The organism is Pseudomonas putida S13.1.2, from assembly GCF_000498395.2.
Classification (GTDB): Bacteria; Pseudomonadota; Gammaproteobacteria; order Pseudomonadales; family Pseudomonadaceae; genus Aquipseudomonas; species Aquipseudomonas putida_Q.
On sequence record NZ_CP010979.1, the window covers coordinates 1,862,287 to 1,884,463 of the forward strand.

The 22,177-nt window shown below is 61.6% G+C and carries 20 protein-coding genes; 5 read left to right on the forward strand and 15 right to left on the reverse strand.

Features of this window, described 5'->3' with window-relative positions; all coding sequences use genetic code 11:
• Positions 1–9: 9 nt before the first annotated feature.
• The 6 genes from N805_RS08460 to N805_RS08485 form a co-directional block, all read right to left on the reverse strand.
• Positions 10–987, reverse strand: coding sequence for a glycosyltransferase family 2 protein (locus tag N805_RS08460; RefSeq protein WP_028613949.1), 978 nt, complete (start codon positions 985–987; stop codon positions 10–12).
• A gap of 5 nt (positions 988–992) precedes the next feature.
• Entirely contained in the window at positions 993–1,517 is a 525-nt protein-coding gene (locus N805_RS08465; protein WP_028613948.1) for a serine O-acetyltransferase, read from the reverse strand.
• Between the two features lie 8 nt (positions 1,518–1,525).
• On the reverse strand, positions 1,526–2,482 hold the full coding sequence (locus tag N805_RS08470; protein ID WP_028613947.1) for a glycosyltransferase family 2 protein: 957 nt from the start codon (positions 2,480–2,482) through the stop codon (positions 1,526–1,528).
• Positions 2,475–3,092: an acyltransferase gene (locus tag N805_RS08475; protein WP_028613946.1), complete on the reverse strand. Its 618-nt coding sequence runs from the start codon at positions 3,090–3,092 to the stop codon at positions 2,475–2,477. Before N805_RS08475 ends, N805_RS08470 begins: the two co-directional genes overlap by 8 nt.
• Before the next feature lie 104 nt (positions 3,093–3,196).
• Positions 3,197–4,663, reverse strand: a complete 1,467-nt coding sequence (locus N805_RS08480) for an FAD-dependent oxidoreductase (protein WP_028613945.1) — start codon at positions 4,661–4,663, stop codon at positions 3,197–3,199.
• Positions 4,664–4,899: 236 nt separating this feature from the next.
• Complete coding sequence (locus N805_RS08485; protein ID WP_028613944.1) at positions 4,900–6,276, reverse strand: oligosaccharide flippase family protein; 1,377 nt, start codon at positions 6,274–6,276, stop codon at positions 4,900–4,902.
• A gap of 95 nt (positions 6,277–6,371) precedes the next feature.
• Here N805_RS08485 and N805_RS08490 point away from each other — a divergent pair, with 95 nt between their 5' ends.
• The 3 genes from N805_RS08490 to galE all read left to right on the forward strand — a co-directional run bounded on the left by N805_RS08490 (position 6,372) and on the right by galE (position 11,584).
• Positions 6,372–7,898: an O-antigen ligase family protein gene (locus N805_RS08490; protein ID WP_028613943.1), complete on the forward strand. Its 1,527-nt coding sequence runs from the start codon at positions 6,372–6,374 to the stop codon at positions 7,896–7,898.
• 5 nt (positions 7,899–7,903) lie between these two features.
• Entirely contained in the window at positions 7,904–10,504 is a 2,601-nt protein-coding gene (locus tag N805_RS08495) for a cellulase family glycosylhydrolase (RefSeq protein WP_028613942.1), read from the forward strand.
• 105 nt (positions 10,505–10,609) lie between these two features.
• Complete coding sequence (galE, locus tag N805_RS08500) at positions 10,610–11,584, forward strand: UDP-glucose 4-epimerase GalE (protein WP_028613941.1); 975 nt, start codon at positions 10,610–10,612, stop codon at positions 11,582–11,584.
• Positions 11,585–11,725: 141 nt separating this feature from the next.
• Here galE and N805_RS08505 read toward each other — a convergent pair whose 3' ends face one another.
• The 9 genes from N805_RS08505 to N805_RS08540 form a co-directional block, all read right to left on the reverse strand.
• The gene (locus N805_RS08505) at positions 11,726–12,532 is read right to left on the reverse strand and encodes a CpsD/CapB family tyrosine-protein kinase (protein WP_028613940.1); all 807 of its coding nucleotides are present in this window, start codon (positions 12,530–12,532) and stop codon (positions 11,726–11,728) included.
• Between the two features lie 11 nt (positions 12,533–12,543).
• Positions 12,544–14,106, reverse strand: a complete 1,563-nt coding sequence (locus tag N805_RS08510; RefSeq protein ID WP_028613939.1) for a GumC family protein — start codon at positions 14,104–14,106, stop codon at positions 12,544–12,546.
• A gap of 19 nt (positions 14,107–14,125) precedes the next feature.
• On the reverse strand, positions 14,126–15,241 hold the full coding sequence (locus N805_RS08515; protein ID WP_019473989.1) for a hypothetical protein: 1,116 nt from the start codon (positions 15,239–15,241) through the stop codon (positions 14,126–14,128).
• A 24-nt stretch (positions 15,242–15,265) separates the two neighbouring features.
• Positions 15,266–15,823: a polysaccharide biosynthesis/export family protein gene (locus N805_RS08520; protein WP_028613938.1), complete on the reverse strand. Its 558-nt coding sequence runs from the start codon at positions 15,821–15,823 to the stop codon at positions 15,266–15,268.
• Positions 15,824–16,088: 265 nt separating this feature from the next.
• Positions 16,089–16,265, reverse strand: coding sequence for an EPS-associated small membrane protein EppA (gene eppA / locus N805_RS30735; RefSeq protein ID WP_016487266.1), 177 nt, complete (start codon positions 16,263–16,265; stop codon positions 16,089–16,091).
• Positions 16,266–16,516: 251 nt separating this feature from the next.
• Positions 16,517–17,059, reverse strand: a complete 543-nt coding sequence (locus N805_RS08525) for a helix-turn-helix domain-containing protein (protein WP_019473928.1) — start codon at positions 17,057–17,059, stop codon at positions 16,517–16,519.
• Between the two features lie 186 nt (positions 17,060–17,245).
• A complete protein-coding gene (locus N805_RS08530) occupies positions 17,246–18,664 on the reverse strand; it encodes a short-chain fatty acid transporter (protein ID WP_028613937.1) in 1,419 nt (472 codons plus the stop codon).
• Positions 18,665–18,857: 193 nt separating this feature from the next.
• Positions 18,858–19,514, reverse strand: coding sequence for a CoA transferase subunit B (locus N805_RS08535; protein ID WP_028613936.1), 657 nt, complete (start codon positions 19,512–19,514; stop codon positions 18,858–18,860).
• 35 nt (positions 19,515–19,549) lie between these two features.
• On the reverse strand, positions 19,550–20,248 hold the full coding sequence (locus N805_RS08540; RefSeq protein WP_028613935.1) for a CoA transferase subunit A: 699 nt from the start codon (positions 20,246–20,248) through the stop codon (positions 19,550–19,552).
• Between the two features lie 140 nt (positions 20,249–20,388).
• Between N805_RS08540 and N805_RS08545 the strand changes: the two genes are divergently transcribed.
• Positions 20,389–21,294: a LysR family transcriptional regulator gene (locus tag N805_RS08545; RefSeq protein WP_028613934.1), complete on the forward strand. Its 906-nt coding sequence runs from the start codon at positions 20,389–20,391 to the stop codon at positions 21,292–21,294.
• Positions 21,282–22,103, forward strand: coding sequence for an aldo/keto reductase (locus tag N805_RS08550; RefSeq protein WP_028613933.1), 822 nt, complete (start codon positions 21,282–21,284; stop codon positions 22,101–22,103). The genes N805_RS08545 and N805_RS08550 overlap by 13 nt, the downstream gene beginning before the upstream one ends.
• Positions 22,104–22,177: the final 74 nt, after the last annotated feature.

The following is a 22,177-nucleotide window of genomic DNA, read 5'->3' on the forward strand; positions in this document are numbered from 1 at the left end:
GGTTATCTCTCACTTGTACTCGATCAAAGCCGATTTGCCGGCCGCGAAACGGTGGCGCATGAACTTCAGCTGGCCGAGCATTTCCGGGAACTTGCCCAACACCAGGAACACCGCCTGCAGCCAGTTTTCGCGCGCCGACTTGCCACCGCGGCGCGCCAGGCGCACGGCCTGCAGCGGGTAGGTCAACAGCAGCAGCAGGCCCCAGCCACCCAGCAGCAGGCAGGCCAGCACGATCACCACGGGTATGCCCAGGCCCCATAACCACGCCCGACGCGACTCGCGCAACCAGTGCTGCTCGGGCGGCTGGCCATGCAGGTGGGCCCCTTCGGCATAGGCATGCCCGGCACGCAGGCTGCGTCGCCACCACTGGCTGAAACGGGTCATGGCGGCGTCGTGCAGGGTCATCTCGGCGGCCAGGCGCCAGACCTTCCAGCCCTTGGCCCGCAAGCGCACGCACAGCTCAGGCTCCTCACCGGCAATCAGCTCGGCGCGAAAGCCTCCGACAGCGGCAAAAGCGTCTGCGCGCATCAGCGCATCGCCACCGCACGCCTTGGCTTCACCGATTGGGGTGTCCCATTCCAGGTCGCACAACAGGTTGTACACCGACCGTTCCGGGAAGCGCTCGCGCCGCCGGCCACACACTACTGCCACCTCGGGGTGGTGGTCGAGAAACTGCTGTGCCGTGGCCAACCAGTGGGCATCCACCTCGCAATCGCCATCAACAAACTGCACCAGCTGCATCGACGGCAGTAGCCGCTGCAAGGCGCTAAAGCCTTCGTTGCGCGCGCGCGCTGCGGTGAACGGGATAGCCAGGTCCAGCGCCAGTACCTCCACCCCCAGGCTGCGGGCCAGCTGCAGCGAGCCGTCGGTGGAGCCTGAGTCGACATACATGACCTTGCCCGCACCCTTTACCAGCGAACGCAGGCAACGCTCCAGACGCGGGCCCTCGTTGCGGCCGATGACCACCACCCCGATTGCTGTCGCCATGGGCCTCACTCGACGGGCGCCGTGGCGGCGGGCTGCCTGGCCTTGATGGTGGCCGGCACCCCTACCGCCAGGCAATTGTCCGGCACATCCACCAGCACCACGGCGTTGGCGCCGATGATCACGTTGTTGCCAATACGGATGCTGCCCAGCACCTTGGCGCCGGTACCAATATCGACGTTATTGCCAAACACCGGGGCAATCGGCTCGTCGACATTCTTCAAGCCCACCACCACGCCGTTGCGGATACGGCAGTCATCGCCAAACCGGGCATAGCCACTGATGACGATGCCGCCAAAATGGTCGATGACGAAGTTGCGGCCGATCACCACTTCGCACGGCAGTTCGATGCCGGTGATGATCTGCACGAACTTGAACAGCACCTTGTAGATCAGCGAGAAGAGTTTGCGCAGCAGTGCCGGGCGCACGGTGTAGCGCCACCGACCAAAGCGGTATACCAGCAACACCCAGAAACCCTGAGCGCCCCAATCTCCGCCATGGGCCCGCAGGTCGGCACGAATATTCTCGAACATGGCTCTAGCTACCTTGTCGGTTGGCTGGCGTACCGGGTCTTGAACAACAGTGACCAGGTTGCCCGGCAATGACGCCAGCAGGCCTGAATCGCGCCCCAGCCGCGTCGTTTCAACAGCGCCTTGAGTGCCAGCACCAGGTCACCCAGGGTGACCAGCAGCATGTGCAGGGCAAGCCCCGCCAGCCCGTGATGCTTGCGGAAATACAACAGCTCGCTCTCGATCTGGTAGGAGGAGATTTGCCGGCTGGCCGCCTCCAGCTCCGCCACGGACTTGGAGCTTTCTCCCCCGATGTGCACCACTGTGGTATGCGGGTAGAACACCACCTTCCAGCCGGCCTCCTTCACCCGCTTGCAGTGGTCCACCTCCTCGTAGTACAGGAAGTAACGCGGGTCGAACAGGCCCACCTTGTCAAGCACTTCGCGGCGTACCAGGTAGAAGCAACCCGGCAACCAGTCGCACTCGCGCACCGAGGCGTGGTCCCAGGTCATTTCATCGACCATCTTCAACCCCGGGAAGAAGCGCCCCAACCCGGTACGCCCGACAAACACGTTAAGCGGTGTAGGGAAGTAGCGGCAACTGGGCTGCAAATCGCCGTCGCGCCCCTCCAGGCGCACCCCCAGCACGCCGCACTCAGGGTGTGCGTCCATGTAGTCGAGGGTTTTTTGCAGGGAGTCGGTGGCAACGAAGGCATCGGTATTGAGCAACAAGGCGTACTTGCCTTTCAGGTGCGCCAGCAACTGGTTGTTTGCCCGGCCAAAACCCACGTTTTGCTTGTTGCTCAGCAGCAATGCCTCGGGGCACACCTGGGCCATGCGCTGCACCGAGTCATCGCGCGATGCGTTGTCCACCACCAGGTAACTGGCCAGCCGCTCGCTGTCGGCCCGGCGCAGCGCATCGAACATCGGCTGCAGCAGTCCGGCGGTATTGAAGTTGACCACCATGACATCCACAGGTTTGCTAGCCATTTTTGCTGTCCCCGAAGAAGTACTGGCGCCTTTGTGCCATCAGCTGTGGTTCCACTTCCGGGTCGTAGGCGCCATTGCGCTGCTTGACCAGGTCGATCCATGGGTAGGCTTCGCAACGTGCCTCGACCCGTTGGATCAACTGTTCGGTAGTGCAGATGAACTCGGCCGGGTTGCCACCATAGACAGTACCTGGCGGCACGTCCTTGGTCACCACCGCCCCTGCGGCCACGATGGATTCAGGCCCGATGGTCACGCGGGGCATCACGATCGCACCATGGCCGATGAAGCAGTTGTCCTTGATATCGATGAAGCCGACCGAATCCAGGTGCTTGCCAAAACGATGCTCGATCAGCAATACCACCCCGTCATGACCGATCAACGTGCAGTCGGACAAGCCCACGCTGTTACCGATACGTACCAGCGAAGGGTCGAGAAACTTGCAGCCTGTATTGACGAAGAAGTTGCTGCCGACAGAGTGAAAGTTGCCCCATCGGGCGAGGTAGGCACCCCATTCAAGGCCAGAAGGGTTGCAGAATCTCCTGTAGAACTTGCCCCCTCGCCCGGTTGCATGGGCGTAGTGCGCCACTGCCTTGCGTATCCATCCCTTCATACTGCCTGGCCTCGCGATCTTAACAATCTGGAGTGTCCTGAGGCGTTCCGGTCTCATTTTTCTAGGTGCTGACCGCAGCGCACTCAACCGATGTACAACCTGCATCACGCAGCGGCGCCGCTGGCCGCTCTCATCCTGGTATCGAGGTGATCGGCCAGCCGCACGGCAAACTGCAACAACGGCATGGTCGGGTTGGAGGCGCCCCCCTTGGCGAAGATACTGCTGCCGGCGACATACAGGTTCTCGGTACCGAACACCTTGCAATTGGCATCCACAACACCGAACTGCGGCGAAGCTGCCATGCGCGTGGTACCCATGTGGTGGGCATGCGGCGCCATTGTCAGCGGTATCGAGGTGTCGTAAACGAAATCGTTGAGCTTGACGAAGCCCAGGTCCATGTCGGCGAACTGCTTGGCCAGTTCGCTGCCAATGCACTTGATGGTGTGCCGGTCATCAGCGCTCAGCGCCCAGTTGACATTGACCTTGGCCACCCCCAGTGCGTCCTTCTCGTCCAGCAGCGAAATACGGCTGTGCAGGTTGGGGAACTGCTCGATCATGGTGCTGATCACACCGTCGCCGGGGCAGCTGAACTTGGCGACGAAGGCGACCTTGCTGGCAACCCCCATGTCGCAGGCCAGGTTCTCCAGAAAATGCTTGACCTCGGCGGTGCGGCCATAGGTCTGCACATCGGCCAGCAAGGCGGCGGTGACATTGCCCTTGCCGGCCTTGTACTCGTCCACGAAGGCATCGGTGGTGTAGTACTGGCGCGGCTCCGGGTCCTGCCCGGACTTCAGGATGAACGTACCCAGGTCGATGTTCAGGTGCTCCATGAAGCATCCGCCGACCAGCCCTTCCTTGCTCACCACGCCGGCCGCCACCAACGTCTGGCTGTTAAGCAACTGCCGGGCATTCTCGATGGCGCCCGTGGCCAGGATGAAATTTCTTGCCACCAGGCGCTGCCGATTGCGTTCGTAGTCGGATAAAACCACTGCAGCCAGATGGCCGGAGCCCTTGTCGAATTCCAGGTCTACGCAATTGCAGTTGATGAATACGTCCAGGCCTTTGGTCTGCTCCAGCGCCGTGGCGTACTTTTGCGCAAAGCGTGTCGGCGTGCTGAGCAAAAAGCGGTCTGCCTCGAAGTCACCGCCATCCAGGCCGGTATTCATGGTACGAAAATTCGAACCGGGTGGCAGGTCGACAATGTCCATGGCTGCCGGCAGGTAGCCTTCGATCTCCGAATAGGGAATAGGCCAACCCGGCAAATCACCTGGCGGGGCGACGGTAAAGTCTGACGGCGTGAATGGCCGGCAACGGCCGGCCCAGTGGTTGGAGGTGCCCCCCAGATAACGCAGGCGGGTCTCCTCGGCATACAGCTCCAGGCCCGTGGATGCACAGGCGTACAAGCCTTGCGAGTGCGGCGCATATTCGCGCCCCCCGCCTTCGGCGAGCAGTACGTTCCAGCCGGCGGCGGCCAGCCGCAAGCCCAAGGTGATACCCGCCGGGCCGGCACCGATGATGCAGAAATCGTAGTCGTCTCGCAGCGCCTTCTGCTGCTGAAAGTCCTTGATCATGCTGGCGGGTTCCGCAAGTAACGGGACGGCAATACCCAACCGTTGATTACCACGAACGCGGGCTGTTCGACAGGTTTGCCAGCACCGGACGCCGAGGCGCCAAACACCGCGCCACCCACACCTAGCAAGACACAACTCTGGAGAAAGCCTCTACGGCCCAACTGCGCAGTACAAAAAGTGAGCTTCCCCATAATCCCGTGACCTGTACCCATGAAAGTTGCACCCAGCACGCTGCTTCAAAGCCAGTTGAAAAAGGCCGTCAGCAGCGCTCCGCACAGCGCCCCGACCAGCAGCATCGGCAGCACCACCAGCTCACGTTTCAGGCTGAACATACCCAGTTTGCAGTTCACATACACAACCAGCACCATAGTTGGCACGGCATGCAGGGCAACGCCCCAGATCGCCCATTCCACACCACCAATCGCCAGCAATAGCGGTAGCAGCCCCCATAGCGAGACCAGGCGGATGATGTTGTCCATGGCCTGGTATTTGGTCAGGCCCAAGGCAATCCACACCTGATGAGCCAATGTATAGCGCATTACGATGAACGACAGCGAAAGAATTGCTAGCATCGGGCCAGCTTCACGGTAGCGATCGTCATACATCCAGCCGATCAGCAACGGGCTGGCGGTCAGGAAGCCACCACAGATGAACAGCACAAGCAGGTCCACGAGCAGGCGGAACCGGTGATACAGCGCTGTGAGGCGCTCCTTGTCATCAGCCCGGGCTGCTTCACTGAAGGCGGGAAGCGCCACGGCACCGACAATTTTCATCAGCGCGGTCTGCACTGCGCCAAGGATCAGCACGGCAATCGAATACACCCCCAGTTGGGCCGCCGACATGCTGGCGCCAAACCAGATGCGGTCACCGTACATGGCCAGCACGCCGACCATCGACGACAACAGGATCCAGCGGCCAAACACGATCAACTCGGTCAGCGCCGTACGGTCCCAGCGCAGGTGATTGTTCGGCCCCTCCAGGGCGGTATGCCCCAGCACAGTCCAGGCCACCGCCGAAACCAGGCCTGAAACCACCAGTGCCCAGATCGAATGGGTCAGCAAGCCCAGCACCAGCATCACCACCAGGCCGGCCACCTGTGAGGCCAGGTCAACCAGCACCACGCGCTTTTGTTGGAAAGTTCTGACAGCCACATCTATCTTGGTGGACTGGAACCCCCAGATGGCTGCCGACAGGCCGGTTACCGCCAGCACCATCGGCAGCACCGGGGCAGCATAGGTAGAGTCGGCCGGCCACAGTTCTGCCAGCTGGGCCAACCAGGCGCCCATCGCCAGCAGCAGGGTCAGGGCGAACAACAGGAAGCCGCGGATGATCTGCACGGTCCAGGCGGTGTTGAGAAAATCCGGGTCGTCACCACGGTGACTCTGAATGATGTTCTGGCGCAGGCCGACATCGGAAAGCAGATGCAGGAGCACCGAAACGGTGGTGGCGATGACCATCACCCCGAACATTTCCGGCAGCAGCAAGCGGGCCATGATCAGATTGCCGCCCAGGCGCATTACCTGAGAAGCCACCTGCGAGACCAGGTTCCACGACCCGGCCCTCAGGGCCCGGTTGCGCAGGCTCGCAGCGGCTGACACATCAATCGACGGCATGACTTCAATCTCTGACTGATTAGCTAAAAGTCACTATAGTTTCAATTAGCCACGATGCTAGCCGTTGCCCACCAAGGGAAAGGTGTACATAGCCGATGCCTGAACATTTTCGTGCGTTGATCGTCATCCTGTTTTTGGCGAGCGTGGTCTTCTTGATGGCGCGGCGGCCTGCCACCGACCTTATTCCGCTCAGCGACTACAAGCGCCGGCGCAATCTCTGGTTCCTGCTGACTGTGCTGGCCTTTGTCTCGCACAGCTTCTGGCTGTACCTGGGTGCAGGCGCGGTCATCCTGTTGCTTGCAGGGCGCCGCGAGCACAACCCCATGGCGTTGTTCTACATGCTGCTGTTCCTGATCCCGCCGGCATCGGTGCAGGTACCGGGGTTTGGCGTGGTCAACTACCTGGTCGACCTCAACCATATCCGCCTGCTCACCCTGTGCGTGCTGCTGCCGGCCGCGCTGCAGCTGCGCCGGCAGGCGGACACGTTGCGCTTCGGCCGTACCTGGGCCGACAGGCTGCTGGCGGCCGGGCTGCTGCTGATGAGCGTTTTGTATCTGCGCGAAACCACCCTCACCGATACCCTGCGCCAGGCGCTGTACCTGTATGTCGACGTATTCCTGCCGTATTACGTGGCCAGCCGTGGCCTGCGCCAGATCAGCGACTTCAAGGACACCCTGCTGGCCTTCGTGCTCACCGCGTTCGTCATGGCGCTGATCGCCGTGGCCGAATATGTGCGCCACTGGCTGCTGTACAGCGCCCTGATCGACGCCATGGGCGTGCCTTGGAGCATGTCCGGTTACCTGAGCCGTGGCGGCGCACTGCGGGCCAGCGTCACCACCGGCCAGGCGATTGCCTTGGGTTACGTAATGAGCGTGGCGATCGGCCTGTTCCTGTTCGTGCAGGGTTATGTGCAACGCCCGCTGCACAGGGCGATGGGCGCCCTGCTGCTGGCCGCCGGGCTGTTCGCGCCGTTGTCACGTGGGCCGTGGATCGGCGTCGTGGTCATCGTCGTGGTCTTCATTGCCATGGGCAAAGGCGCGGTCAGGCGCCTGGCGCTGCTAGGCGCGGCCGGCATGCTGGCGCTGCCCTTGCTGACCGTCGTACCGGGCGGTGACAAGGTGCTGGACCTGCTGCCGTACATCGGCAACATCGAAAAAGAGAACATCACCTACCGCGAGCGGCTGATGGACAACTCCTGGATCGTCATCCAGCGCAACCCGCTGTTCGGCTCGTTCGACTTCCGCAACACCCCGGAAATGCAGTCGATGATCCAGGGCGAAGGCATCATCGACATCGTCAACACCTACATCAACCTGGCGCTGCGGGTCGGGCTGGTCGGGCTCGGGCTGTTCGTTGCGTTCTTTGCCGTGGTGTTGAGGGGTATCCGCAGGGCCATGCTCAGTTTTCCCGACAAGGATGACGAACGGCGACAGCTGGGGCGGGTGCTGCTGGCAACGCTGATCGGCATTCTGGTGATCATCTTCACCGTCAGCAGCATCACCTTCATCCCGGTGGTGTACTGGTCAATCGCGGGGCTTGGCGTGGCCTACATCCAGATGGTCCGCCGGCTGAACAGCAGCCCGGTCATGGAACTGGCCGAACCCGACCTACAACCCAGGTAATGTCAATGAACGTGCTCACCCTGCATCATCTCGTGCGCCTTTCGGCCATTGCCGGCCTGGCCTTGCTACCGGTGGCCGGCTGGGGGTCAGACTGGCAGGTCAGTGTCGATGAGCAGAATGGCTTGCCCACCGTGACACACGGCGGCGGCCCGGTGATGAAAGCCAAGTTCGACTTCTGGGCGGCCAACTGGAGCTGGACCGGCTTTTACACCGACTTCAAGGTCAATGGCCCCTACCAGTACACGCTGCTGGGCAAGAACAAGGAACTGGACTTTGACCTGAAGGCGGATATCCGCAAGGACCAGGCACAAACCCTGAGCTGGGCATTCGACCTCAACGCCCACAGCCGCCAGGCCGGGGTGATGGGCGGCGGTATGGTGTTCCAGTTCGACCCGGCGCAAATCGCGGGCGACATGGGCGCCCCGCAACTGTTGCCCGACAACCGCGGCTGGTCGTGGGGCAAGGCCGACCAGGGGCGGCGGGTCGAGATGCGCTTCGATCCGCCACTGGCCAAGGTCTATTTCGAGCGCGGCAACCCGTCCGAGCTGCGTGCGTTTCTCTACAAAGACCCGATCAGCGCCGGCCGCCAGCAGCTCAAGGCGGTGCTCAACGTGACCGGCGACATCGAACTGGGCCCCACGCCCACCGAGCGTTTCGGCCTGGCCGACCCTGCCAGCTGGCCCGATGACCAGCTGGACTGGCGCACCTCACCGGTGGACCTGTCGTTCCTCAATGCCGCTGAAAAGCCCGCCGGCAAACGCGGCTTCGTCAAGGCGGTCGGCGAACAGTTGATGTTTGAGGACAACTCCCCAGTGCGCTTCTGGGGTACCAACCTGTCTGCCTATTCGCTGTTCAAGAGCCCCGACGAAGAAATCCGCCAACAGGCCAAGCGCCTGTCGGCACTGGGCTTCAACCTGGTACGCCTGCACCATCACGATTCGCCGTGGGTGAGCCCGAACGTGTTTGGCGACGGCACCTTGCTGCGCGACACCCAGCAGCTCAGCGCCGAGTCGCTGCGCAAGCTCGACCTGTGGATCAAGGCACTCAAGGACGAAGGCATCTACATCTGGCTGGACATGCACGTGCAACGTGCGTTTACCGCCGGCGACAATATTGAAGACTTCGATGAGCTGCCCGAGAAGGAAGGTCGCGTCGACCTGAAGGGTTACGCCTACGTGAACGACAGTATCCAGAAAGCGATGAAACGGTTCGCCGAGCAGTACCTGACCCATGTGAATGAATACACCGGCCTGGCTTACAAGGACGACCCAGCCATCGCCGCGGTGCTGATCACCAACGAAAACGACCTCACCCAGCACTACGGTAACGCGCTGATGCCGGACAAGGATGTACCGCGCCATAGCGAGCGCTACATGGCCGCAGCCAAAGCCTTCGCCAGGCAGCATGATCTGCCCGCCGACCTTACCTGGCGCGCCTGGGAGCACGGCCCGTCGAAGCTGTTCCTCAACGACCTGGAGCAGCGCTTCAACACCGCCATGATCACCCAACTGCGCGGCCTGGGCGTGAAAGTGCCGATCGCCACCACCAGCACCTGGGGCGGCAATGGCCTGAGCGCACTGCCGGCGCTGACCGCAGGCGATGTAGTCGACGCCCACAGCTACGGCGCCATCGGCCAGCTGGAGAAGAACCCGTTGACCAGCGATGGCATGATCGACTGGCTCGCCGCCGCCCAAGTGGTGGGCAAACCGCTGACCGTCACCGAGTGGAACACCGAGCCGTTCCCGCTGCCTGACCGCCACTCGTTGCCGCTGTATATAGCCGGCACCGCCAGCCACCAGGGCTGGGACGCCATGATGCAGTACGCCTACAGCCAACAAGGCTTCAACCCGGGCTGGCGCACGGCGGACAACTGGCACGCGTACAACGACCCGGCGATGATCGCCACCCTGCCCGCTGCCGCCCTGCTCTATCGCCGTGCGGACGTGAAGCCGGCATCTACCCGCTACGTATTCGCGCCGACGCCCGCCACCCTCTACAACCAGGAGATTACCCCGCGCAATTCGGTACTGTTGCGTACAGCCATGGAAAAGGGCCAGCTGCAGATCGCACTGCCGCCGACCCCGGAACTGCCCTGGCTGAAACCTGCCGCCATCCCGGCTGGCGCGCAAGTGCTGCAGGACCCGGGGCAATCGCTGCTGGCCGCCGATGCCATGGAGTCGGTTACCGACACCGCCGAACTCAAGCGCAACTGGCAACAAGGCGTCTACACCATCGACACGCCACTGACCCAGGCCGCCACCGGCTGGCTGGGTGGCCGCTCGATCAGCCTGGGTGCCGTTCAGGTACAGACGAAAACCCCTTACGCCAGCGTGGCGGTACAGAGCCTGGACGGAAAGCCCTTGGGCCAGTCGCGCGACCTGCTGCTGTCACTGGGCACGCGTGCCATGCCCAAGGCCGATGACAAGACGCCCTTCAACGTCGAACCTCTTGAAGGCAGCTTGACCATCAAGGCACCCGCCGGTCTGAAACTGTTCGCCCGCGATGCACAGGCACAGCTGAAGGCACTGCCGGTGGCCTACAAGGATGGGTATTACAGCATTACGCTCGATGGCAGCTACATGTCCAACTGGCTGTTCTTGAAATAGGGTATAGGGCCATCTACGCTCAGGTCACCTGTAGCTGATCATCCCACCTGCACGTTTCAGGGACGGTTCACTGCGTCTGTAAACAGCAGATTCCAGGAGGTGCGGATGAAATATCTGGTAGTGGGTGGCGCGGGCTACATTGGCTCGCACATGGTCAAGCACCTGCTCGGTGCCGGCCATGAGGTAGTGGTGGCGGACCTGGTTTCGCCTGGCCCCGGCATCCAGTGGGCCAAGCTCGATATTGCCGACGAAGCTGCGCTGGATGTGCTGTTCAGCGTTTGCCATTTCGATGCGGTGTTCCACTTTGCCTCGTTCATCCAGGTGGGCGAGTCAGTCAGCGCACCCGGCAAGTACTACCAGAACAACGTCGCTGCCACCCTTGCCCTGTTGCAGGCCATGGTGAATGCGGGCATCCGGCATCTGGTGTTTTCGTCCAGTGCCGCCGTTTATGGCAACCCGCAGTACGTGCCGATCGATGAAGCGCATGTCAAAGGGCCGATCAACCCCTATGGGCTGAGCAAATGGATGGTCGAGCAGATTCTTGAAGACTTCGACCGGGCATATGGTTTGAAGTCTGTATGCCTGCGTTATTTCAATGCCGCCGGTGCTGACCCCGATGGCCAGCTCGGTGAACGCCACGAGCCGGAGACCCACCTGATCCCGCTGATCTTGCAGGCCGCATCAGGCCGCCGCGAGGCGGTGACGGTGTTTGGCCGGGATTACGATACGCCGGATGGCACCTGTATCCGCGACTACGTGCATGTGGCCGATCTGGCGACGGCGCATGCGTTGGCGGTGGATTATTTACTGGCAGGTGGCGAGCGCACCGCGTTCAACCTGGGCAATGGCCTGGGCTTTTCGGTGCAGCAAGTGATCGATACAGCCCGGGCAGTGACCGGGCGGCAGATCAATGCCCTTGACGCCCCGCGCCGCGCTGGCGACCCGCCACGGCTGGTGGCAGATGCAAGCAAGGCGCTGCAGGTGCTGGGCTGGCGGCCGGAGTTTGCTTCGCTGGAGCAGATTGTGCGGCATGCGTGGCAGTGGGAGTTGCAGTATCCCTGGAGCCTGCATCAGGGCTGAGAGCTTTGGGGGCTGCTTCGCAGCCCATCGCGACGCAAGGCCGCTCCTACAGGTACAGCGCAAAATTCGACCATTGCGCTGTACCTGTAGGAGCGGCCTTGTGTCGCGATGGGCTGCAAAGCAGCCCCAAAATTTCGAACCTTAATAATAGGTTCGCGGCTGCTCGTCAGCCTTGTTCAGCACCGTGCCGATCAGGTTAACCGTGGCCAGGTGATGCAAGCAGTCCTCGATTTCCTTCTTGTTGTTCATCCCGTTGGCCACCACCAGCAGCACACAGTCAAACTTGGGTATCACGGTGATCGCATCGTCAGAGCTAAGCAACGGCGGCAAATCGAAAATGCAGATGCGCGACTCGTAGCGGTTGCGCAAATCACTGATCAGGTTGTTCACCTTGGGCGACGACAGCATCTCGGTCGACATCGGCACCGGCACCCGCGTCGGCAGCACCACGAAACGTGGCAGGGTCGGGTTGACCAGGCACTCCTGCAATTCGGCCTTGTCCGTCAAAAACTCGTTCAGCGCCTGCTCCATGGGCAGGCCCAGACAGCTGCCGACCTTGGGCCGGCGCAGGTCGAAATCCACCAGCAAGGCGGTTTTGGTGGTGTAGTGGGCGATACTCATGGCCAGGTTGATCGCCAGCACCGTCTTGCCTGCCTCAGGCGTTGGCGAGGTGATGCCCAGCGTGCGCCAGCCGTTCTCCTCCATGGCCCTGAGCACCTGCGTGCGCAGCAGGTCGATCGGCCCGTTCATGTTGGAGTTCTTGTTGTACGCCACGATGCGGTGGCGCTCCAGATGGTCCGCCCGCAGCGGCACCACTTTGGTGTTCACATAGTCGAACAGCCCAGGCACTTCTGCCAGCGCCGTGCCGGGTGCGGGTGACAATGCCTGGGGGGTACCCGGGGTAACCTGGTGAAGATTATTGCCAACAGACGGCTTGGTCCTGTCCATCACTGCTTTCCCTATGCAAACCGAGATATGACTTTGAACAGCAGCACATCCAGTGGCATGTAGAAGACGTGCACCAGCACTACCATGATAGCCGCCAACGCCAGTGCTGCCAGCATCAGCCAGTTACGCCAGCGTTTGCGCCTGGCCACGTCGGCCCTGGTATCGATGTAGGGCAGAGCCACCAGCACCCGTTTGCCCAGCAGGCTTTCCAGCGCGCCGACCCCGCGCACACGCTGGTTGAGCATTTCCAGCAGCATCACCAGGGCGCCACCGCCTGCCGGCGCCAACACCAGGCCCAACGCAGCGATCTTCTTGCGATTAGGCTTGATCGGTTTCTCAGGCATCAGCGGTGGCTCCAGCAGCACAAAGCGCTCGGCCTTGTTCTCCTGCTCCAGGCTTTCGGTAATTTTCGCGCCCATTTCCTTGGCACGGATTTCTTCATATTTTTTGCGCGCATTATCGTGGTCACGCATCAAGGTCACCAGGCCACGCTCGACTTGCGGCGCCTCGAGGATCTCGGCCTCGTAACCTTCCATCTTCCTGGTCAGCTCACGCTTCTGATCGGCCAGCGATCTGATACGTTCCTGGGCCGCGCTCATCTTGGCCCGAACGCGCGCCACCTCGAGGCTGACCGTGGACGTGGTGGCCGTGCGCCCGCCGCTGGCTTCCAGCGCCTGGATCTTGCGCTTGGCCGCCACTACATCCGGGTGGGCATCCTTGTAGCGGGTCAGCAACCGGGCGTACTCGGCTTTCAGGCTTGGCAGGTCCTGAGCCTGGTCGGGACTGGTCGGTTTGCTGCCTTCGGTAACCTTGGTTGCAAGGCCGGCATTGGCCGCAGACAGCTCCAGCTCCAGGTAGCGCAGTTCTTCCTGGGCGGCCTTGTAGTCACGGTCGACCTCGCGGAACTCCAGCTCCGAACGCGAGAGCATGTTCATGCGCAGGGTTTGGTGCTCGGGCAAGGCATTGGCGTGGGCTTGCTTGAAGTCGGCAAGCTGGTTTTCCAGGCTGGCCAGCTCGGCGCCCAGCTTGTTGGCCTCCTGGGTAAGAAACTCGGTGGTTTCGTTGGCCCGCTCGGTGCGCTGCTTGAGGTTTTCGTTAAGGAACAGAGTGACCAGTTCGTCGGCCACTTCCTTGGCGACTTGCGCCTGCTTGTGTTCGAAGGACACATTGAACGCAACTGTCGCCTCGCCCCGCCCGCGCACGAACGTGGTGAGGGTTTCGACCACGATGGCGTTGCGCATCTGGTCGATCTTGTCGGACTCGCTCAAGCGCTTGTCGGCGAACAGGTTGTACTTGTCGATGATGCGCAGCAGGTTCTCGCGCGTCATCACCCGCTGGCGAATCACCTCGATGCGCTCATCGGCAAAGCTGGTGGTGTTGGTCGACACCAGCTCGGGGGAAATCTGTTGCGACTCCACGAGAATGGTGCCGGTCGACTGGTAGATCGGCGGCACCATCAACGCGACACCCACGGTCGCGGCAAGAATGACTACGGCACTCACCCCTAACACCAGGGCCCTGTCCTTGATAATGGCGATGTAATCTCTGATGGAGAGTTCGTAGTCAGACTTCATGGGGCCACCTGCCTGAAGTTCAGATGTCGGGGTACCTGTACGTCAACGTCAAACCAACGATCGTAGCGGTTGCATCGGGCGCTTGGTCCTGTTGCCGTTCCTTGTACATGAGCGATAGGCGCAGGTCCCAGTACGGGGAAAACTGCCGGCTGGCCCAAACGCTGTAAGTCTGCAGTGTGTTAGGGCTCTGCCCCTTGCTGTCTTGCCAGGCAGCGTCAGCGCCCACCCGGGTCAGTTCGGTGACAGCGTAACTCCACACGCCACGCACCTGGTCCAGCTCGGCGAACCCGCCTTCGGCACTGGCCACCGTGCTGCGCTCAGCGGTCAGGCTGGCAATGGCACGCGTGCCGGTGTACAGCAACGCCACCCCTCCCTCACCGCGCCGGCCGCCGTCATCGCCAGACACCTGGTTGACGCCAATGTGGGCATCGGCGCTCAGGCCTTCGGCAAGCTGGTACTTGATGCCCACTGCCGGGGTGTAGCTGTTGGACGCGGTCGCGGTAAGGTCCTGCTCGGGGTCATAGCGTCGGGCACCGAAGCGGGTATACACATCGGCCCGCTCGCTCCAGGCGTAGGTCCAGGTAAATACGTTTGCCAGTTCGTCGTAGCCGGTCAGTGTGCTGATGTCATAACGGGCACGGTTGTAGGTGGTTTCGTTGCTCAGGGTGCTGCGCTCGGTAATCGCCTGGCTCCAGTTGCCGGTCAGGGTGTAGAGCTTTTGCGTACCGTCGGTGGTGATCACCCCGGTATCCAGCACTGTCCCCGACAGCGTCGAGCTTTCGTTGTACCGGGCCACCAGGCCGAAACGCCCACGTTCGGTGGTGCGCTGCCAGCCCAGGCTGATATCGGGGTCTTCACGGTCATCGACCACATCGGTGTCAGACGATCGCAACACATGCATGCCCAGCCCCAACCTCAATTCGTCTTGGTCGAAGGTACCGATCAGGGTGTAATCCGGCGCGATGATCGTGCGCGTTACGCCCTTTTCCCCCGACGTCAGCAACAAAGGGTTGCTGTCATACTCGACGGATGTCGGTACCACCACCGTAGACTGCCAATTTGCCGCCAGGACCGCGTCCGTAAACGGCAAAGCCAGGATTGCCGTTGCAATGCTAGTTGTTCTTAGAAGAGGCATTAAGTGTTCTTATTAAAGGCAAGATCAAGGAACGACCAGCGTATCGCCAGCCTGAAGTTGGATGTTGGTGGACATGTCCCGCCCAGACACCAGGTCCTTATATCGCACGGGCAGGATCTTTTGGGAAGCGCCGGTGCCGCGGACCACCTTGATATCGCTTTCGTCAGCAAATTTGTCCAGGCCGCCCGACATGCTCAGCGCCTGAAGCACTGCGGTAGGGCCCGCCATTTGCACAGGGCCCGGTTTGATCACTTTACCCTGTACATAGACCAGGTTGCCGGCGATGCTCTTGACGACAACGCTGACGTTCGGGTCGGGGAGGAATTTTTCGAGTTTGGCAGCCACTTGCTTCTCAACTGCCGTTACATCCAGCCCGGCAACATTGATGCGCCCGGCCAAGGGGAAGGTAATACTGCCATCGGGTAGTACGGTGGCTTCTTGACGCAGGCTGTCTTCCTGCCACACCGAAACCATCACCACATCACCGGGGCTGAGCAGGTAAGCCGCACCGCTCTGATCGGCGTTACCGGCACTGGACCACACGGCCAGCGCACAGAATGCGGCAATCATTGAACGCATCATGAGGGTCCCTCCGGCCAAATGGCCCGAAAAAGAGCACTGAATGAGAACAGCACACCAACTCTCGCTCTGCTTCGCGGCTTAAACCCGCCGCGATGGCCCGTCCTTCCTGGAGGCCCCAACCTTGACGCTTTACAGGTAGGCTGCCTTGCTCTGCAACCAAGGCCTTTCAAGGGCTACTGGGAATATAGCAACGGTTGGGAAATTCACAAGCCAGGCCCTGGGCTTGCAACAACTTGCGCTCGCGTTGAAAACGAGCCGATCAGGTTCAGATTTTTCTTCTGTTTGCCACCAGTACAAAGCCGACAACCGCGAATGCCAATAACCAGCCGGCGGTTGAAACAGGAATGATACTGTTTTGGTTTACGTATGAATCAGCCGCACGCGCAGCCCCACTCAGCAACACCAGCAAGAACATCGATTTGATAATCAAAGTCGTGCGCATACGCCCCTCCTAAAATTAGGAAAATCAATTAGTTATTTGCACGGTGTGGCGGGAGTTGTTTCGCTGTTGACTTGAGCTTATGGGCACAATGACACTACGTCAATGATCCGACACCATAATAAAATTCAATGGGAGATGGGGGCATTCGTCAAAATACCGACATGCAAAATATGCAAAGGGGTGGTGCTGTGATGGAGGCTGCGTTTCACGCATGAGAACAGGTGGGGGGCGTGCTCTACCCCCCCAGGGGTTTATTCGTCTGCGTGGTGAACCACGACCAGCAATTGCGCCGGTAGAGCACCCACCGAGCGTAGTCGATGCGGTGTCTGCGCGTTGAAATGCAGGGCATCGCCTTGCTCAAGCAGCACCCGTTCGTTCATGAAATCCACCTCCACCTGGCCTGCGTGCACAAACAGGAACTCCTCGCCCAGGTGTTCCTTGAACGTCGGGTCGCTGAACTCGTTCGGCGGCTGGATCAGAAACGGCAGCAGGCTGCGCTGCCCGACCTGGCTGGTGAGGGCTGCGTAGCCCGGTCCTTGCCCATCTCCTACCAGGGCCTGACGTTCGCCATGGCGCACCAGGCTGTAGCGGCTCTGGCCGACCTGCTCTTCAGCGAACAGCTCTTCGACATTGACGTTCAATGCCCGTGCGAGCTTTAGCGCGGCGGCAATCGAGGGTGTATTCAGGCCGCGCTCGACCTTGGACAGGTAGCTTTTGGTCATGCCGGTCTTCTCGGCCAGCATTTCCAGGGTCATTCCCAGTTTCTTACGCAGCAGTTTCAATCGGATAGACATGTGACGCGGGTTTCCCAGGCTGAGGCAGCCTGGTAATGATACGTGGACTGCCGGCGAAATGCTGGGGCTGCTTTGCAGCCCATCGCCGGCAAGCCAGGCTCCCACAAATACAGCGTCACTTTTTGGGCATGCGCCGGACCTGTGGGAGCTGGCTTGCCGGCGATGGGCCGCACAGCGGCCCTGCCTTCATGGCATCACAGGCGGTACGTATTGCAGCGTCGTGCCCAGCGCCCACAGCAACACCAGCACCAACGGCACATGCACCAGCAATTGCACAAACGAGAAGCCGATCAGGTCGCGCGCCTTGAGCCCCAGCACGCCCAGCAGCGGCAGCATGTAGAACGGGTTGATCAGGTTCGGCAAGGCTTCGGCAGCGTTGTAGATCTGCACCGCCCAGCCCAGGTGGTACTGCAGGTCGTTGGCCACCAGCATCACGTAGGGTGCTTCGATGATCCACTTGCCCCCGCCCGAAGGGATGAAGAAGCCCAGAACGGCCGAGTACACCCCCATCAGTACGGCATAGGTGTCATGGGTGGCAATCTGGGTGAAGAACAGCGAAATATGGTGGGCCAGCGTCTGTTCATCCACGCCCTTCACCTGGGTGAGAATGGCCGCGATGGACCCGTACAGCGGGAACTGGATCAGCACCCCCGTGGTGGTCGGTACGGCACGCGCCACCGCATCAAGGAAGCTGCGCGGGCGCCAGTGCAGCAAGGCACCGAGCATGATGAACAACAGGTTGTAGGTGTTTAGCCCGGAGATCGCGGTAATCGCCGGCTTGGTGGCGAACTCCTGGTACAGCCAGCCAGCGGCCAGGGCCACCAGCAGCAGGATCAGGATCGGGCTGTGCTCCAGCCACTCACCGGGGCGGGTGCGCTGCGGTGTAGGTGGCGCTGTGAAGCTAGGGTCGACGCCGCAGTCTTCGGCACTGCGTGCGCTGTTCGGGCCAGGGGCCGTGGCATAGGCGATCACCAGCGAGACCAGCACCAGCGCCAGCAGCATGACGCCAGACTGCCAGAGGAAGATGGTTTCAGTGAACGGGATCACCCCGGTAATCGACAGGATCGAAGGGGGCAGGCTGGCCGGGTTGGCCTGCAGTTGCGCCGCCGACGATGACAAGCCCAGCGCCCACACCGCACCCAGCCCCAGGTAGGCGGCCGCGCCAGCGGCGCGGTAGTCCATCTTGAGTTCGGTGCGCCGCGCCAGGGCGCGTACCAGCAGGCCGCCGAACACCAGCGACAGGCCCCAGTTGAGCAAGGAGGCCAGCATCGAGATCAGGGCTACCCAGCACACTGCCGAGCGACCATTGCCGGGGATGCGCGCCAGGCGATCGATCAGCCGTGCGGCCGGCGGCGAGCTGGCCACCACGTAACCGCCAATGACCACGAAGGCCATCTGCATGGTGAACGGGATCAGGCTCCAGAAACCGTCACCAAAGGCCTTGGCGGTGTCGGTCGGTTTGGCACCCATGGCCAGGGCACCGATACACACCAGCAGCACCGCCAGGGCAGCGAACACCCAGGAATCGGGGAACCAGCGTTCGGCCCAGTTGGAACAGCGCAAGGCAAAGCGCGCAGAACGGCTGTCTTGGATTTCAGCGGCCACAGTTGAATTCCTTTTATTGGTTTTATCGGATAAATCAGCCAAAACACAAAACCCCTGTAGGAGCGGCCTTGTGTCGCGAAAGGGCCGCAAAGCGGCCCCACGATCTCAGCGTCGATGCCGAAATCGCGGGGCTGCTTTGCAGCCCTTTCGCGACACAAGGCCGCTCCTACAGGGGGCGGTGTGTTGCGGGTAACTAGAAGGTCATTTCCTTCACATCATCCGGCACGATCAGCTTGCCGGCGGTTTTCGCGATGATCTCTTCAACGCTTACCCCCGGCGCGGTTTCGCGCAGGATGAAGGCGCCGTCTTCGATTTCCAGGTAGGCCAGGTCGGTGAGTACCTTGCGGATGCACCCGGCACCGGTCAGCGGCAGGCTGCATTGTGGTAGCAGCTTGGACTCACCGTCCTTTGAAGCATGGGTCATGGTGACGATGATGTTCTCGGCGCCGGCTACCAGGTCCATGGCACCGCCCATGCCCTTGACCAGCTTGCCCGGGATCATCCATGAGGCGATGTTGCCTTGCACGTCCACCTCGAAAGCGCCCAGTACGGTGAGGTCGACATGGCCACCACGGATCATGGCGAACGATTGTGCCGAATCGAAGATCGAAGCGCCGCGGCGGGCGGTGACGGTTTGCTTGCCGGCGTTGATCATGTCGGCATCGAGGGTGCTTTCGGTAGGGAACTCGCCCATGCCGAGCAGGCCGTTTTCCGATTGCAGCATCACATCCATATCGGCGGGTACGTAGTTGGCCACCAGGGTCGGAATGCCGATACCCAGGTTGACGTAGTAGCCGTCCTTCAGTTCACGGGCGACGCGTTGCGCCATCTGTTCGCGGGTCAGTGCCATGGTCAGGGTCTCTTTGTTGTTCTGATGGAGGGCGCTCAGGCCTTGACGGTGCGCTTTTCGATACGCTTTTCGAAGGTGCCGACGATGACACGGTCCACGTAGATACCCGGGGTGTGAATTTCGCTGGGCAACAGCACGCCGGGTTCGACGATCTCTTCCACTTCGACCACGGTGATCTTGCCGGCGGTGGCCGCCAGCGGGTTGAAGTTTTGCGCGGTATTGCGGTACACCACATTGCCGTAGTGGTCGGCCTTCCAGCCCTTGACGATGGCGAAGTCACCGGTGATGGCTTCTTCGAGGATGTACTTGCGGCCGTTGAACTCGCGCACTTCCTTGCCCTCGGCGACCGGGGTGCCGTAGCCGGTGGCGGTGTAGAACGCCGGGATTCCCGCACCGCCGGCGCGCATCTTCTCGGCCAGGGTGCCCTGTGGGGTCAGCTCCACGTCCAGCTCACCGCTGAGCAGTTGGCGTTCGAACTCGGCGTTTTCACCCACATAGGAGGCGATCATCTTGCGAATCTGCCGGTCTTCCAGCAATACGCCCAGGCCGAAGCCGTCGACGCCGCAGTTGTTCGATACTACGGTCAAGCCCTTGACGCCGCGTCGCTTGATTTCGCTGATGAGGTTTTCCGGGATGCCGCACAGGCCGAAACCGCCGGCCAGTACTGTCATGTTGTCGGTCAGGCCTTCAAGGGCCTGTTCGTAGGTTGCAACGCGCTTGTCCAGTCCGGCCATGCTGATCCGCCTTTTGTAGTTGTAGAACCGACGAGGCTGTCGGTGAGCGTGTGCAGACATCTTCACCGCACGCGACTGATTTGTTAATTTTGTTTTCGTCATCGATTGATAATTTTTACAAAACAAACCATAGGCCTGTCATGAACGTCAAGCAACTGCGCGCCTTTGTCGCCGTGGCCAAGTACCAGAGCTTTGCCCAGGCCGGTGAACACCTGCATATCTCGCAACCCGCCCTGAGCCTGACCATCAAGGCCCTGGAAGAAAACCTCGGCGGCGCCCTGCTCAGCCGCACCACGCGCAGCGTCAGCCTCACCGCCGAGGGCGAAGTGTTGCTGCCGCTGGCACGGCGCCTGCTGGCAGACTGGGACGACACGGAAGAGATGCTGCGCCAACGTTTCACCCTGCAACTGGGCCGGGTGTCGGTGGCGGCCATGCCGGCCTTTGCCGGCAACCTCCTGCCCCACTCGCTCAAGGTATTTCGCCAGCGCTACCCCAAGGTCAACGTCACGGTGCATGACGTGATCAACGAGCAGGTGCTGGAACTGGTACGCCATCGCCGCGTCGAACTGGGCATCGGCTTCGAGCCAGAAAACATCGACGGGCTGGATTTCCACCCGTTGTACCTGGACCGCTTCGTAGCGGTGGTACCGGCCGACTCGCCCCTGGCGTTGCTGCCCCAGGTCAGCTGGGCACAGCTGATGGCCGAAGACTTCGTGGCCCTGCAACGCCCTTCGGCGGTGCGCCTGCTGATGGAGCAGAATGTGGCCGCCCACCACGGCAAACTGGCCGTGGCTTTCGAGAGCCACCAGTTGGCAACCATCGGCCGCATGGTCGCCAGCGGCCTGGGGGTCAGTGCCGTACCGGCGCTTTGCATCAACCAGATGCAGGAGCTCGGCGCCCGCTGCATCACCTTGGTGGAGCCCACGGTCGAGCGGCGCATCGGCGTGATTGCCCTCAGCGAACACAAGCTTTCCACTGCGGCGCAAGCGCTGCTTGAGGTTGTGCTTTCCAATACCCGCATCCCGGAGGTGACATGCGTTACGTGAAACTGGCAGGTTCGAGCGTTCCGGCCATCGGCCAGGGCACTTGGTACATGGGTGAGGACCCCGGCCGCAAGGCTGCCGAAGTGGCGGCCCTGCAACAGGGTATCGAGTTGGGCCTGACCCTGATCGACACCGCCGAGATGTATGCCGAAGGCGGCGCGGAAGAAGTGGTTGGCCAAGCCATTGCCGGGCGCCGCGACCAGGTGTTTCTGGTCAGCAAGGTGTACCCGCACAATGCCAGCCAGCGCGGCATGGCGGCCGCCTGCGAGCGCAGCCTCGCCCGCCTGGGTACCGACTGCATCGACCTGTACCTGCTGCATTGGCGTGGCCAGCACCCGCTGGAAGAAACCGTCGAAGCCTTCGAGCGTTTGCGCGAGCAAGGCAAGATCAAGCGCTGGGGCGTGTCCAATTTCGACCTCGACGACCTGCGCGAACTGCACAACCCGGACTGCGCCACCAACCAGGTGCTGTACAACCCGGCTCAGCGAGGCATCGAATTCGACTTGCTGCCATGGTGTGAAAAGCGTGCGTTGCCGACCATGGCCTACTGCCCGCTGGCCCAGGCCGGGCACTTGCTGCAGCACCCAGTGCTGGCAGAAATTGCCGAGCGCCATGGCGCCACGCCGGCACAGGTCAGCCTGGCCTGGGTGACCCGTAGTGACGGAGTGATCGCCATCCCCAAGGCCGTGGCGCCCGAGCATGTGCGGCTGAATGCAGCTGCAGGTTCGCTGACCTTGAACAGCGAGGACCTTCGGGCCATCGACCGGGCGTTCCCGGCACCGACGCGCAAGCAGCGGTTGGCGATGGTGTAACCGGCGAGCCGTGAATCGTTTTAATCTTGCCAATCTGAAAGCGTGCGCGGCCCTGTGGGAGCGGGTTTACCCGC